The sequence below is a fragment of the Arcanobacterium phocisimile genome, assembly GCF_016904675.1.
In the GTDB taxonomy this organism is placed as follows: Bacteria; Actinomycetota; Actinomycetes; order Actinomycetales; family Actinomycetaceae; genus Arcanobacterium; species Arcanobacterium phocisimile.
Genome location: NZ_CP070228.1, coordinates 1,658,430 through 1,671,116, shown reverse-complemented (window position 1 = coordinate 1,671,116; position 12,687 = coordinate 1,658,430). Strand labels below are relative to the sequence as shown.

The following is a 12,687-nucleotide window of genomic DNA, read 5'->3' as shown; positions in this document are numbered from 1 at the left end:
TCATTAACATCCAGCAAAGGTGTCTTTTATGTCTACAACAACAGGTAGAGAAGTCTGGTCTTCCCGCACAGTATTTCTTGCTGCTGCCGTTGGTTCTGCTATTGGTCTGGGGAACATTTGGCGTTTTCCATACATTGCATACGAAAATGGTGGCGGGTCGTTCCTCATTCCTTACGTGATTGCGCTGGTGACCGGTGGTATCTCGATGTTGTTCTTCGACTATGCGATCGGGCATCGGTTCCGTGGCGCACCACCGTTGGCATTCCGCCGCGTGTCAAAGCATGCGGAAGCGTTGGGCTGGGTGCAGACGCTGGTGACGTTCTTCATCGCCGTCTATTACATGGCAATTTTGGCCTGGGCTGGCTTCTACACGTACTATTCAGTGACGCTCGCATGGGGTGATGACCCTGAAGCGTTCTTCCTTACGGAGTTTCTCCAGCTCGACGGCACCTCGGTGTTTACCGGCGGCTATCTTCCCGGTTTGACGGTGGTGTTGGCAGTAATCTGGCTGGTGCTACTCTTCGTGATGTCAAAAGGCGTCGAGCATGGTGTCGGCCAAGTATCGAAGCTGGCAGTGCCGCTATTGATCGTGTTGTTTTTGGCTATTACGGTGCGCGCAGTGTTCTTACCAGGAGCATCCGCGGGCCTCGATACGCTGTTCACTCCGGACTGGTCGGCTCTGTTAAAGCCATCGGTATGGATGGCTGGGTATGGCCAGATCTTCTATTCGCTCGCGGTTGGTTTCGGAATTATGCTCACCCAGGCGTCATACTTGAAGCGCCGAACCGACGTGACAACAACAGCGTGGACGGTTGCCTTCGCTAACTCTTCCTTCGAAGTGTTGGCCGGCATCGGCGTCTTCTCCGTGCTGGGATACATGGCAATGAATTCAGGACAAGAAGTAGGCGACGTCGTTTCCTCCGGCATCGGTTTAGCATTCATCGCCTTCCCAAAGATCATCTCGCTTATGCCCGGCGGTGCACTATTCGGTGTGCTGTTCTTCGGTTCGCTCTTCTTGGCCGGATTCACTTCAATGTTCTCCATCATCGAAGTGCCGATCTCAGCTGCAATGGACAAGTTCGGCTGGGCTCGCCGCAAAGCCGTGTTGGTAGTTGGTGGTCTCGCTGCGCTGATCTCCGTGGGCCTATTGCCCACCACGACTGGTCTTGCCACGCTCGACATCATGGATAAGTTCATCAACGTGTTCGGCATCGTTGCCATCGCACTCGTGACCTTAGTGGTTGTCGGTTGGGGCATGAAGATGTTCCCTGTGCTCTCACGTCACTTGGATGCTATCTCGACCATCCCGACTCGTGGCTGGTGGGTTGCTGCAGTTGGTGTACTCACCCCATTCGTATTGGCAGTGACATTGGTGGGCGATACGCGAGAACTCTTGACGAATCCGTACGGTGGCTACACCACAATGCAGCTGCTGGTTTACGGTTGGGGACTAGCTCTGCTGATCTGGGTGCTTGCTTTCGTGCTGAGCTACCTGCCGTGGGTGAAGGGTACGCAATTTGAAGCTCCAGCAGAATTCGCATTCGACCTGGATAAGACTGAGCAGATGGTTGCCGGTAAGGCAACGGGCGGTGCGCCGGCTGCGGTGGCCGAGCGGGCTGAAGTGGCTGTGCAGGCCGCGGCAGCCGAGCAGGCAGAATTAACTGAACGTAAGAAGGAAGGTGAACGAGCATGACAACATCAGCACTCGTCATGATGGTGGTATACCTAGGATTAGTAGGCGGCGGTTTAGGATTTGGTGTTGCTCTCATGGCAACTCACAATGATGAAACCTCGGGCGTTCTCGGAACCGCTGATGTCAACCCTGCAGATCTTTCCTAGCTTGTAGTTAAGAAGCTCGTGCTGTGGTAAATCATAGCCAGGCTGGCCATTACGGCCAGCCTGGCTTGTTTTGTATGTGCGCTCGGCGCGGAGGTAGGTGGGGGATTCGGGTCAAAGGCCGACTTATAGGCTCGATAGTGTGCACTGATTCGGGGAATAGCGCAAACCTCGTTCATATACGTCGCAGTTTGCGCTATTTCCCCGTTTGCTGCAGATGCTGCCAATTAATTCAGATCGTGGGATCGACTTTTGGCGTTTTAATAGAAATCAATATGTAAAGATTTTTTACACATCCAAATAACGTGTAAAAAATCGGGCGGAAATTTTACACATGCGGATTTGGGGGATATTCTAGAGCTATGAGTGTTGACCGCATGAAGCCCTTTCAAGATTTACCGCCTTTACCTCCGAATGGTGTGGGTACTGCGGAAGTTTATACTGCTGTTATTCGCGCTTCGAGAGCTTTAGCTAAGGCAGATGCAGCCGCTGAGCTACTTCCTAATCCGGATATTCTCATTCACTCTATTCCGTTGCTGGAGGCTCAGGCATCGAATGAAATTGAAAATATTGTGACGACGAATGATGAGTTGTTTCGTGCGGCGCATCATGTAGAAACTCCTTCTCCTGCTACGCGCGAAGCTTTGCGTTATCGTCAGGCTCTATATGTGGGAAGTGAAGCGATTCGAGACCGGCCATTGACAACCAATACGGCTAAGCTTGTATGTTCAACAATCACAGGTGTTGAAATGGATATACGACGTGATGTTGGAACATATATTGGTAATCCGGTAACAAAAGATCGCATTTACACTCCGCCAGAAGGGCAGAGCGTTATTCTGGAGCACTTAACAAAGTGGGAATCTTTTTTGCATAATGACATGTCGTTAGATCCACTTATTAAGTTGGCTCTTTTACACTACCAGTTTGAAGCGATTCACCCATTTTCGGATGGTAATGGGCGAACTGGCAGAATTCTTAACGTGCTTTATTTGGTTCATGAGGGTTTGCTTCGTCAGCCGATTACCTATCTTTCTGGTTATATTGTGGAACATAAAGATGAGTATTATCGACTGTTGAATAATGTCACCCAGAAAGGCGATTGGATACCTTGGGTGTTGTATATGCTCAATGCGGTTGCTATAACTTCTCAATGGACGAGTAATTTAGTTTATGTTATTCGTGATCAGATTGAGGAGACGATCGGCTTACTACATGAAGGTGGAATGCCGGCTCGTGATCTGGCGTATACGTTGTACGAAAAGCCATATCTACGCTATGCAGATTTGATGGTGGCGCTGAACGTCAGTCGTCCAACTGCTGGAAAACATGCGGAGAAGCTTGTTGAATTAGGGGTGTTAGAGCGATATAAAACGGGACGAAGTGTTTTGTTTGTTAATACGCGATACTTAAATATACTTTTCAACGCGAAGCTCCCGCAGTAGGCGGTGGGAAGATATGTAAAAGGTTTTTACATATCCGAATGACGTGTAAAAAATCGGGCGGAAATTTTACACATGGGTGAGTGGTCGGGTGCTATAAAGACTTCGTTTTATAATCGAAAGCTAATTTAGCTATATTGAAAGAAGGGGTCGCTGGTTTATGATTTCCATCTTCGCATGTGTCTTGTTTGGCCACGTCTGACTTAGTTTTAAAGGTTAGCAATACTGCTACAACTACCAGTAGTATTGCAGCTATTATTAGCAGAATGCAATGCCCAAGTTGATATCCTGCTGCGACGGAATATCCAAAGATGATTATCCAGAACAAGAATAGAACTAAACCTAAAAACTGGTTGATTTTAGAGACAGAATACGGGGAAGCGCCTAAAGTCCAGAGTCGGTTTTGGGGTGTTTTAGTTACAGAATGGATTGGGATGGCAGCTATTATCTCGAGAATGTGGACGTGATCCTCCCAGTTCTCTTGCCAGTACTTACTTCCTTTGTTGGCCAGGATCCATCCCAGGGTGAAAATTACTCCTAGCGCAGATAAAAGAACTAAAAAGAGTAGCCGATAATCAGCATCTAACGTTTCATTGAATGCGACTGAACCGCCCTGACTTTTGTTCCGTGTTGTTTTGAGGAAGGATTGTTGTTATGGCACGGAAATTTACGCGGGAGTTGAAGGATCGGGCTGTTCGTTTGACGTTTGAACATCAGCGGATTCATGAGTGTTCACGTTGGGTAGCAGCCCAAGCGATTGCGGTTAAACTTGGTATGTCACCGCATTCGATCTTGGATTGGATGAAAAAGGACGCCGCTTCGGCTAAAGCCGGGCAAGGCAGCGCGATCGATTACGAGGCGGAAAACGCTCGGCTTCGTGCGGAAAATTTTGGAGCTTCGGCGGGTCAATGAGCTACTCAAAGAGGCGTCGGCTTTTTTCGCGTCCGAACTCGACCCCCGAGCCAAGAAATGATCGCGTTCATCGATGCGTATCGTGATCGTTTCGGGGTAGAGTTCATCTGCACTACATTGGCTCGCCACCGCGAAGGTGGGTTTATAACCGCGCGCGGATACCGCGCTACTAAGAGGCATTTTGTCTTCCAAGTGTTCGTTGCGGGACTGCGAAGTGATCCCCATCATGATCGATATCCATCGGAACAATTACGGCGTGTATGGGGTGGGTAAGATGTGGCATGCCATGGCTCAGGCGGGCCATGGCTCGGGCAGGTCATAGCATTGGCCGCGATCAGGTTGCCCGGTTAATGAAGATCGCTGGACTTCACGGTGATCCGAGGCAGGAAGCCCATCACTACCAAGCCCGCTACAAGGCCAGATGTGCGCCCTGACTTAGGTTCAGCGTAACTTCCGCGCACCAGCGCCGAACCGTTTGTGGGTTGCGGATATTACCTATGTGCGCACCCAGTCTGGATTCGTCTACACCGCGTTCGTCACCGACGTGTACTCCAAGAAGATCGTGGGCTGGGCAACCAAGAGCCGCCTGACCACCGAGGCTTTGCCCTTAGAGGTGCTCAATCATGCGATTGCAACCGTTAAAGGAAGGCTGAAGGGCCTGGTGTATCATAGTGATCACGGTAGCCAATACGTTTCCATCGCCTACCACGAACGCCTACATGATCTGGGGATTGATGAGTCCACTGGTAGCGTGGGAGACTCCTACGACAATGCCCTAGCCGAGACCATCAACGGCCTATACAAAAGTGAACTGATCTACTCCCAAACTTGGGAAGGATTAACCGAAGTCGAGTGGGGAACCTTATGCTGGGTTCACTGGTGGAACACCACCGGCCTCCACTGCGAACTGGGATACCGCACCCCGCAAGAAATCGAAGACCACCACTGGGCCAACCAACCCAGTATACTAATACCCACCACCTAGGAACAAAACCCAGGACGGTTCAATCTTTCTCCAGGATAGCTATGGTAAGGTAAGCCTTACCTAAACAACAAGGAGATTGAGATGTCGCCAACCTCGTTATCAGAATCAGTTGTGGTAGCTGATATTTTGGCCGATTTACCTGTAGTGAAGAATTCGACGACGTCGCGAGTGGTGGTCAATAATGAATTGCTGCGTCACGTGATGTTTTCGATGGATGCCGGTCAAGTGTTAACCGAGCACTCCTCATCGCGGGCAGTGATCGTCAATATTTTATCTGGCAAAATGCTGTTCACAGTTTCTGGTGAAGTGCACACTGTCAGCGGTGGAGATGTTATTTATCTTGCGCCGAATGAACGCCATGCAGTTGAAGCGGTAGAACCGTCTTATATGTCATTGACTTTAGTGGTTCAACCAACCTCGGAGAAGACTTCATGAGCGGTGATATAAAAGGTGCTCGGAGCGGTCCAGCGGAAAATCGACTGCAGGGCCACTGGCTACTAGCCAAAATGGGGAAGCGGGTGCTACGCCCTGGAGGGCTAGAAATGACCACCACTTTGCTGGAGCACGCCGAACTGAAACCTACACAGACGGTTGTAGAGTTTGGGCCAGGCGTAGGTAAAACAGCTAGTTTGTTGCTTCAAACGCCGCCGAGCAGTTACATCGGAGTAGATCCGCACACGGAAGGTACCTCGGAGGTTAGCCGAGTTCTTAAGAACTATCCGCACGTCGCTAGTCGTTTAGTGGCCGCCGATGCAAAAAATACTGGTCTTGAAGATGGCGTGGCAGATATGGTGATGGGTGAAGCAATGCTTACCATGATGTCGCCTGTTGACAAGATGGCGACAATGCGTGAGGCTGCGCGATTGCTGAAACCGGGTGGCAAATATGTCATTCATGAGATGGGTCTGACTCCGGATAATATTGCACCCGAACTAGCTCAGCAACTACAAAAAGAGATTTCACGTACGATCAAGGTTGGAGCTAGGCCGCTCACAATGCCAGAATGGCAGCAGCTTCTGACCGAAGCCGGGCTTGCCGTCGAATTCACCTACAGTAACTCCATGAGCTTGCTGGAACCCAAACGCCTGCTTGCTGACGAAGGGGTAGTAGGGGTGCTTCGGATCGTTAAAAACATGATCACTAATCCGGCAGGTCGTAAACGTATGCTTGCGATGCGGGCAATCTTTACCGAGTATGCCGATAACTTATGTGCCGTTGGCATTATCGCTACTAAGCCGATCGGTTCGTGACCCGCGTCTGCGAATCTGGGCAATAGCGCAAACCGAGGTCTATATGAGCTAGGTTTGCGCTATTGCCAAGTTTTCCATACGCACGGTTGCTGGGCTAGCGTTGCTCCTCCGGGTGGATCCACTCGGAAATATCCTTCCGAAAAAACTGTCTGTATGTCCACGATGTTGATAAAAAATGGTAATTCGGAAAAATTGTTCCGAAAGTAGTGAACCTAGGGTATTCTTATGGTCATGAATACCTTAACCGGAAATATCCTTCCGAAAAAAGTGTCCGCTGTCAGTGCTGCTGGTGCTCCGACGTCGATCGCCCAGAAACTGAAAACGACTCGTAAAGAATATGGACTTACTCAGCAACAGGTAGCCGATCTTGCGGGCGTGTCAGATCGGACTGTTCGTAAGTTCGAACAAGGCGAGACAAGCCCGAGTCTGAAAGCTCTTTTGGCTGTTGCAGCAACCCTTGGTTTAGAGGTTCAGGTGGTACTGCCGTGAAACAATCACTGGCTATGGAACTCCCTGATTTACGGTTTGTTGAAAGCGCAGATGTTTATAAAGGAGATCTGCATGCAGGAACACTAACTCGTCTACCTAATGGAGACGTCGAATTTTCCTACCTTCCTGATTATAGTGGCGAACCGGTTTCATTTTCGTTGCCGTTAGGCGAAAAGGCTGTGCGCCCAGGGGGAGCTCTTCCGGCATTCTTTGCCGGGCTGCTACCAGAGGGTCACCGGCTAACAGTATTAAAGCAATCCACCAAAACCTCAATGGACGATGAATTGACCATGCTCCTTGCGGTCGGTGCTGATACACCGGGAGATGTCCGAGTCTTTCCTGCCGGGGTGACTCCTGCTGAGCAACCACCGCTTATCGGTGATGTAGCAGACTGGGACTTTGCTACCGTAATCGATACTGTAGATCGGCACGCAGTACCTGGGGTGCAAAACAAAGCCTCGTCTTCAATGATGAGTGCTCCGATCGCTACTGGAACAGATCATGCGATTCTGAAGATAGATCCTGCGAATTTTCCGCACCTGGTCCAGAACGAGTATCTTCATTTATGTTGTGCGAGCGGGTTGAAAATACCAGTAGCTCAGGCCGACATTGTTACAGATAGGCGAGGTGCAGAAGGGCTGCTTGTTCGCCGATTCGATCGTGTAACGAATGAGGATGGTACTTTGTTGCGGCTAGCTCAAGAAGACGCATCGCAGATTCTGCAAATTTCGCCGGCGCGTAAATATGCGGTTGATTCTGAGGATGTTGTGACTGCGCTAGCAAGCCGAACGCAAGCACCCGTTATTGCAACTCGTAATCTTTACCTTCAATTTCTATTTGCATGGTTAACTGGCAATGGTGAGTTGCATGCAAAAAACGTGTCGATATTGCGTAATCCGAAGGGCGTATGGGCGGTGGCTCCTATGTATGACCTGCCGTGCACTGCGCTCTATCGTGACTTTGACATGGCATTGCCTATGGGAGGGCGCACGAAAAAATACGCGGTAGGCACTGGGACGAATTTGCCCAGAATGTAGGTATTCCATTGCGGGCGGCACGGTCAGCACAACGCCTTGCTCTTAGTGTGGCGGAAACTGTTGACTTGTCTCAGCTTCCATTTGAAGGGTCGATCCTGCGAGGAGCACAGCGTGAATTGAGTGCGCGGCGTTACGAACTTGGATCTTTGATTGGCTGAAGTGACGGATCATCCATCGCTAGGTCGTCCGTATGTGCAGTAACTAGTCTGATGGCAACTAATCTGGATCAAACTGGCGGATCTGGGCAGTGGACTGTGAGATTACTGAGCTTGGCTGGTATAACGAAGGGAGCTCGTAACTTCAATAGCTGGGCTGGCTAAGCCACGGGTTCAGTCAGCCCAGCTATGATTATTACCGGAACGTGATTTTAACGGGAGTTAGATAAAAAAGACCGCTTTTTGTTCGTAGCTATCGACTCTGGCGGTTATGCGGATATTATCGCCAAGTTTTACGGATTCGTGGTTTCCCTCAATATTGAGAGTTGAGAAAGATTGGTTCTTTAATTTGAAGTTTGGTCCTCGCTGTGAGTCTGGGTCATAGTCACCAGGGCATATCAAGAAATCCCATCGGGTCTTATATACTTTCGATGAGGAACGGTAGTGGTCCATGAAACAGATAGAAGCATCGAATTCTATGTTTTGGTTATGATACTTTTTCTCGAAACTGGTAATTGAAGGGTCAAATTCGTTGCCGAGTTGTAACAGATTAGCTAGCTCAGGATTATTTTCTGGAGTTAGCGTAGCTGTAGTTTCCTGATCTTTTGGTTGTGTTTCTTCTACAGGAGTTTCACTTTGAGAGTCATTACTTTTGTCTGTTGGAGGATTATCTAAGTCAGTTTCTTTTTTTATCGTGTTCTGGGAAGGTGCGAAAAAATATTCTTACTGGTGCATCTTTCTTGAATTGGTCGGATGCGGAAAATGAATTCTGTCCATTGATTGTAACGTTTTCTACTTCTCCATCTTTTGTCATCCAGCCCAACACTAAATCAGTTATTGCTTCTCGCTCTATATTTGTGAAGCCAGCATCGCTGAAGCTTTTTCAACGTGGTCAACATTCTCTCCCGATAATGCGGAAGATGATGAAGGCACACTAACCATATCTGCAGAATCTGGATCATTGTTACAAGCACTTAGCGAGATTAACGCTAAGCAAAATGCGAGCATGAAGTGAATTTTCTTCATAACGAACATATCTTTCGGTACTAATTGACGAAATAGTGGTCATGCATTGTTATAGCAGATCGCTTTTAAATGTATTGGGGCTATATCAGTAGTCCTTTAGGAGTGGTCGGGTGAAGTGTACTGGGTTTTCTTTGAAGTGCCCCGGGTTTTGTTCCGTTTGAGTAGATGGGATAATCTGGACTATGCCAAAGAAATTTGATCAGGATGCGAAGGATCGTGTCGTCCGCTTGGTAGAAGACCGTATTGTGGCGGAGAATGTTTCCTTGCAAGAAGCGTGCAAGATTGTGGCACCGAAACTAGGTGTTTCTTGGCACACTGCTGCGCAATGGACTCAGGTAGCTCGCCGTGGAAGGGGCGCGTTCTTGAACGCATGCCCACAGGACTTGGAAGTCGAAAATGTACGACTACGCCGTGAAAATCAGGAGCTTTGTGATACTCATGAGTTCAGATAAGCAGCGTCGGCTTTTAACGTTGGAACTGGCCCCGAAACATTGGTAAATGATTCGGTTCATTGATGAGTATCGGAAGCGTTTCTCTACTCAGTTCATCTGCAAGACGTTAAACACTGACCGTGTTGGTGGTTTGTGGCTATCGTCAATCACAATCTTGTGGTGTGAGTGTTCGTAGCCTGCGTGATGCTGCTGCCGATAGTACATATCGTTGAGGTTCATGAAAGTAACTACAATGTCTACCCGATTCGTAAGATGTGGCACGCGTTGGACCGTGAGGGGATCGATATTGGTCGTGAAGCATACCGCTCGTTTGATGCGCCTTGCTGGAGTTAGGGGTAAAGGTAAGAGCCAGGTTGCTTGTGACAACTCGCAAACCTCGGGTGCTAGATACTCGCCTAGACTTGGCGTGACGTGAATTTCGAGCTCCGAGGCCGAATCGGTTGTGGGTGGGGTGACATGACCTATGTCCGTACCCGTAAGGGGTTTTCTCTACACCGCTTTTGTGACCGATGTGTTCACTCCGGACGGATTTATCGGGTGGGCGCTGGTCGGTTCAATGCGAACGTAAAGCGTTACTGTTGCAGGCGCTCAATCAGGCGATCGTATGTGCGAGGAAAACAACTGGGCTGATTCACCATTGCAACCCGCGGCTTACAGTATGTGTCCATTGTTTACAATGAGCGTCTTGCCGAGCATGGGATTACTTACCTCGACAGGGACGGTTGGCGATTCGGATGACAATGCTTTGGCTGAGAACGTCAACGGTTCATTTCAAGAATGAGCTGATTCATAGGTGGTCATGGGGCGGGGCGTGGTTGGATGTTGAAATCGCTGGCGTTTGAATGGGTTTCGTGGCCGAACGAGTCACGACTTCACCAGAGCTTGGGCTACCGTACACCGGCTGAGGTTGAACAGGAGTTTTGGAACGGCAACACCGGCCATGAAATAATAGAAATCAAGGCACGTGCCTAGGAACAAAACCCGGGGCACTTCACTTCTTAGGCTTTTGTCCTGGTTGGTGTTTGTATTTTCTGTGTTGTGTTAACGGTGTGCCAGTAGTCGTTTTCAACTTCGAGTGGTGTGCGGTAGTCGAGTGCTTGATGTAGCCGTGTCTTATTCCACCAACTTACCCATTCAAAAGTAGCGATTTCCACTTCGAGTACGTCTTGCCATGTACGAGGATGAATAAGCTCGTTTTTATAACAACCATTGACATTCTCAGCTAAAGCATTATCGTAGCTATCACCCACGCTACCTTGTTGAGGGAATAATCCCTCCCCTGTGCTAGGTGCTCGTTATACACAATCGAAGCGTACTAGGAACCATGATCGCCATGGTCTACTAGCCCGCTGACCTCCTTCGCACAAGCAATTGCTTGGTTTAACGCCTGGTAAAGCCTGGGTTCGCATAGAATCCAACAACGCCCACCCCACGATCTTACGGCTGAAAACATCCACAACAAAAGCCGCATACACAAACCCCTGACGTGTTCGAACATACGTCATATCGCCCCACCCATAACTGGCCGGGTTTAACGGCACGGAAATGACGATTAACTAAATCAAGACGAGTATCTTCACATCTTCTTAGCCGACTCACCACCGAGGATCGGCCCTTTACCTTTGCCTGACAAGCCGGCTAAACGCATAAGCCTAGCTGTTTGTTCACACCCAATCATGATCCAGGCACACCCTAAAGCATGCCACATCTCACCCACCCCATACACACCATAATTCGAGGCATGAATATCCACGCATAATCCCCACAAACTCACTATCGCGTCTGGCTCGAGCGCTTAACAGAACCGACTGCCACGAAACCCCAAGCTTGGGTGCTATAGCTTGGCAAGCAGCCTGGATAGTCAACCCCTCGCTCAAGATCCTATCTACGATAAGCCGGACCACCCGATCCTTAGCATCCTGATCAAATTTCTTTGGCATGATAAACATTTTCCCATCTTCTCAAACGCAAGAAAACCTGGGACACTTCAGTCTGAGGCGATGGGTGGGAAACTGGCGTTATCTATTCCGTTCGGTTCGGATTATTTGGCGTGGTATTTTCAAAATATTAACTGGTCTTTCGGGGGATCTTACTCCAAAGAATGGGATCAGAATCTGACTAGCGCGCAAACGATCGAGGCCGGTCAGTGGTTACAAGAGATGGTCGGATCGGGTTTGATCGAAACGGCGAAAACTCCGTCGGAAAGTTTTGCTGCTTGCCAATCGGCGCTGTTACTGCAATCAACTGGCTCGCTGCAAGGTTTGGAAGAAACAGTGCAAGGTTTCGAGTTAGCTACCGCGTTTTTGCCTGGTTTTGGCGACAGCTATGTGTGCCCAACGGGCAGAGCCGGCATTGCGATTCCGGCGAAAGTTACTGGCGAGCGTCGCGCTGCAGCGGTGAAGTTCATTGCGTTTATGACCAACGATGATTCTACTAGTGCCTTTTCGCAAGCAACGGGATATATGCCGGTAACTAAGGGTGCCCAGGATAATGAGCAGATGAAGTCCTACATGGCGAAGCATCCTCATGCTTCCACTGCTGTTGAGCAGCTAGCACATACGCGTCGCAAGATAATTACCGGGTTTTGATCCCTGGTGGGGATCAGAAGCTCGGTGCTGCGCTCGATAAGATCGTGGCCGGTGCGGATGTGGCTGCCACGTTTGCTGGCGTGGGTGCGGAGCTGCAAAAGATTGCCGATAGTCAGATTAAACCGAAACTGAAGTAAATCTAGGCGTAATTCTAGCGTCTAAATAATATGCGATGTACCTGGCGGCGGGTAGATCTGCCTGCTAGGTACATCGCTTATGTGTAAGGAGAAGAAAAGATGACAACTGTTAGCTTCGATCAGGCTAGTAGAATTTTTCCCGGTGCGAACCGTGCCGCGGTAGATCAGCTGAGTTTAGAAGTTGATCATGGCGAATTTTTGGTGCTAGTGGGGCCATCTGGCTGCGGAAAATCTACATCATTGCGTATGGTTGCCGGCTTAGAGCCGGTCAATGCGGGCCGGGTATTCATCGATGGTCAAGACATGGCTCGGGTGCGCCCACGTGTGATCGGGACGTCGCCGTCGTCTTTCAATCCTATGCACTGTATCCGAATATGA

19 protein-coding genes and 1 pseudogene are annotated in these 12,687 nt (G+C 49.4%); 14 read left to right on the top strand and 6 right to left on the bottom strand.

Going from position 1 to position 12,687, the window contains the following annotated elements; genetic code table 11:
* Positions 1 to 28 precede the first annotated feature (28 nt).
* The 3 genes from JTE88_RS07575 (at position 29) to JTE88_RS07565 (ending at position 3,281) form a co-directional block, all read left to right on the top strand.
* Positions 29 to 1,693, top strand: a complete 1,665-nt coding sequence (locus JTE88_RS07575; protein ID WP_204424053.1) for a sodium-dependent transporter — start codon at positions 29 to 31, stop codon at positions 1,691 to 1,693.
* On the top strand, positions 1,690 to 1,839 hold the full coding sequence (locus JTE88_RS07570) for a methionine/alanine import family NSS transporter small subunit (protein WP_204424051.1): 150 nt from the start codon (positions 1,690 to 1,692) through the stop codon (positions 1,837 to 1,839). Before JTE88_RS07575 ends, JTE88_RS07570 begins: the two co-directional genes overlap by 4 nt.
* A 359-nt stretch (positions 1,840 to 2,198) precedes the next feature.
* Positions 2,199 to 3,281 (top strand): Fic family protein, encoded by a 1,083-nt coding sequence (locus JTE88_RS07565; protein ID WP_204424049.1) that lies wholly within the window; start codon positions 2,199 to 2,201, stop codon positions 3,279 to 3,281.
* 91 nt (positions 3,282 to 3,372) lie between these two features.
* Here JTE88_RS07565 and JTE88_RS09340 read toward each other — a convergent pair whose 3' ends face one another.
* The gene (locus JTE88_RS09340; protein ID WP_476693082.1) at positions 3,373 to 3,792 is read right to left on the bottom strand and encodes a RipA family octameric membrane protein; all 420 of its coding nucleotides are present in this window, start codon (positions 3,790 to 3,792) and stop codon (positions 3,373 to 3,375) included.
* Positions 3,793 to 3,932: 140 nt separating this feature from the next.
* On the opposite strand from JTE88_RS09340, the pseudogene JTE88_RS07560 reads away from it, so the two are divergent.
* The 5 genes and pseudogenes from JTE88_RS07560 to JTE88_RS07540 all read left to right on the top strand — a co-directional run bounded on the left by JTE88_RS07560 (position 3,933) and on the right by JTE88_RS07540 (position 7,951).
* A pseudogene (locus tag JTE88_RS07560) lies at positions 3,933 to 5,175 on the top strand (IS3 family transposase).
* Between the two features lie 81 nt (positions 5,176 to 5,256).
* Positions 5,257 to 5,610 carry a cupin domain-containing protein gene (locus JTE88_RS07555; protein WP_204424048.1) on the top strand — a complete coding sequence of 118 codons (354 nt, stop codon included), beginning with the start codon at positions 5,257 to 5,259 and terminating at the stop codon, positions 5,608 to 5,610.
* On the top strand, positions 5,607 to 6,425 hold the full coding sequence (locus tag JTE88_RS07550; RefSeq protein WP_204424046.1) for a class I SAM-dependent methyltransferase: 819 nt from the start codon (positions 5,607 to 5,609) through the stop codon (positions 6,423 to 6,425). Before JTE88_RS07555 ends, JTE88_RS07550 begins: the two co-directional genes overlap by 4 nt.
* 231 nt (positions 6,426 to 6,656) lie before the next feature.
* Positions 6,657 to 6,914 (top strand): helix-turn-helix transcriptional regulator, encoded by a 258-nt coding sequence (locus JTE88_RS07545; protein ID WP_204424044.1) that lies wholly within the window; start codon positions 6,657 to 6,659, stop codon positions 6,912 to 6,914.
* The gene (locus JTE88_RS07540) at positions 6,911 to 7,951 is read left to right on the top strand and encodes a type II toxin-antitoxin system HipA family toxin (RefSeq protein ID WP_239519510.1); all 1,041 of its coding nucleotides are present in this window, start codon (positions 6,911 to 6,913) and stop codon (positions 7,949 to 7,951) included. The genes JTE88_RS07545 and JTE88_RS07540 overlap by 4 nt, the downstream gene beginning before the upstream one ends.
* 377 nt (positions 7,952 to 8,328) lie before the next feature.
* On the opposite strand, the gene JTE88_RS09305 is transcribed toward JTE88_RS07540, so the two are convergent.
* Positions 8,329 to 8,622 (bottom strand): DUF4839 domain-containing protein, encoded by a 294-nt coding sequence (locus JTE88_RS09305; RefSeq protein WP_420826946.1) that lies wholly within the window; start codon positions 8,620 to 8,622, stop codon positions 8,329 to 8,331.
* 333 nt (positions 8,623 to 8,955) lie between these two features.
* Positions 8,956 to 9,132 (bottom strand): hypothetical protein, encoded by a 177-nt coding sequence (locus JTE88_RS07530; RefSeq protein WP_204424043.1) that lies wholly within the window; start codon positions 9,130 to 9,132, stop codon positions 8,956 to 8,958.
* Between the two features lie 182 nt (positions 9,133 to 9,314).
* Between JTE88_RS07530 and JTE88_RS07525 the strand changes: the two genes are divergently transcribed.
* The 3 genes from JTE88_RS07525 to JTE88_RS07520 all read left to right on the top strand — a co-directional run bounded on the left by JTE88_RS07525 (position 9,315) and on the right by JTE88_RS07520 (position 10,556).
* A complete protein-coding gene (locus tag JTE88_RS07525) occupies positions 9,315 to 9,584 on the top strand; it encodes a transposase (protein WP_204424041.1) in 270 nt (89 codons plus the stop codon).
* A gap of 658 nt (positions 9,585 to 10,242) precedes the next feature.
* Positions 10,243 to 10,365: a hypothetical protein gene (locus JTE88_RS09180; protein ID WP_275586616.1), complete on the top strand. Its 123-nt coding sequence runs from the start codon at positions 10,243 to 10,245 to the stop codon at positions 10,363 to 10,365.
* A 38-nt stretch (positions 10,366 to 10,403) separates the two neighbouring features.
* Positions 10,404 to 10,556 carry a hypothetical protein gene (locus JTE88_RS07520; protein WP_204424039.1) on the top strand — a complete coding sequence of 51 codons (153 nt, stop codon included), beginning with the start codon at positions 10,404 to 10,406 and terminating at the stop codon, positions 10,554 to 10,556.
* Positions 10,557 to 10,582: 26 nt separating this feature from the next.
* On the opposite strand, the gene JTE88_RS07515 is transcribed toward JTE88_RS07520, so the two are convergent.
* The 3 genes from JTE88_RS07515 to JTE88_RS07510 form a co-directional block, all read right to left on the bottom strand.
* The gene (locus JTE88_RS07515; RefSeq protein ID WP_204424037.1) at positions 10,583 to 10,834 is read right to left on the bottom strand and encodes an integrase core domain-containing protein; all 252 of its coding nucleotides are present in this window, start codon (positions 10,832 to 10,834) and stop codon (positions 10,583 to 10,585) included.
* Positions 10,835 to 10,879: 45 nt separating this feature from the next.
* Positions 10,880 to 11,089 (bottom strand): hypothetical protein, encoded by a 210-nt coding sequence (locus JTE88_RS09300; RefSeq protein ID WP_420826931.1) that lies wholly within the window; start codon positions 11,087 to 11,089, stop codon positions 10,880 to 10,882.
* A 204-nt stretch (positions 11,090 to 11,293) separates the two neighbouring features.
* Positions 11,294 to 11,524 (bottom strand): hypothetical protein, encoded by a 231-nt coding sequence (locus tag JTE88_RS07510; protein ID WP_204424035.1) that lies wholly within the window; start codon positions 11,522 to 11,524, stop codon positions 11,294 to 11,296.
* Between the two features lie 60 nt (positions 11,525 to 11,584).
* Here JTE88_RS07510 and JTE88_RS07505 point away from each other — a divergent pair, with 60 nt between their 5' ends.
* The 3 genes from JTE88_RS07505 (at position 11,585) to JTE88_RS09175 (ending at position 12,687) form a co-directional block, all read left to right on the top strand.
* Entirely contained in the window at positions 11,585 to 12,172 is a 588-nt protein-coding gene (locus tag JTE88_RS07505; RefSeq protein ID WP_204424033.1) for an extracellular solute-binding protein, read from the top strand.
* The gene (locus tag JTE88_RS07500; RefSeq protein WP_204424031.1) at positions 12,169 to 12,309 is read left to right on the top strand and encodes a hypothetical protein; all 141 of its coding nucleotides are present in this window, start codon (positions 12,169 to 12,171) and stop codon (positions 12,307 to 12,309) included. The genes JTE88_RS07505 and JTE88_RS07500 overlap by 4 nt, the downstream gene beginning before the upstream one ends.
* 99 nt (positions 12,310 to 12,408) lie before the next feature.
* Positions 12,409 to 12,687 carry an ATP-binding cassette domain-containing protein gene (locus JTE88_RS09175; RefSeq protein WP_275586615.1) on the top strand — a complete coding sequence of 93 codons (279 nt, stop codon included), beginning with the start codon at positions 12,409 to 12,411 and terminating at the stop codon, positions 12,685 to 12,687.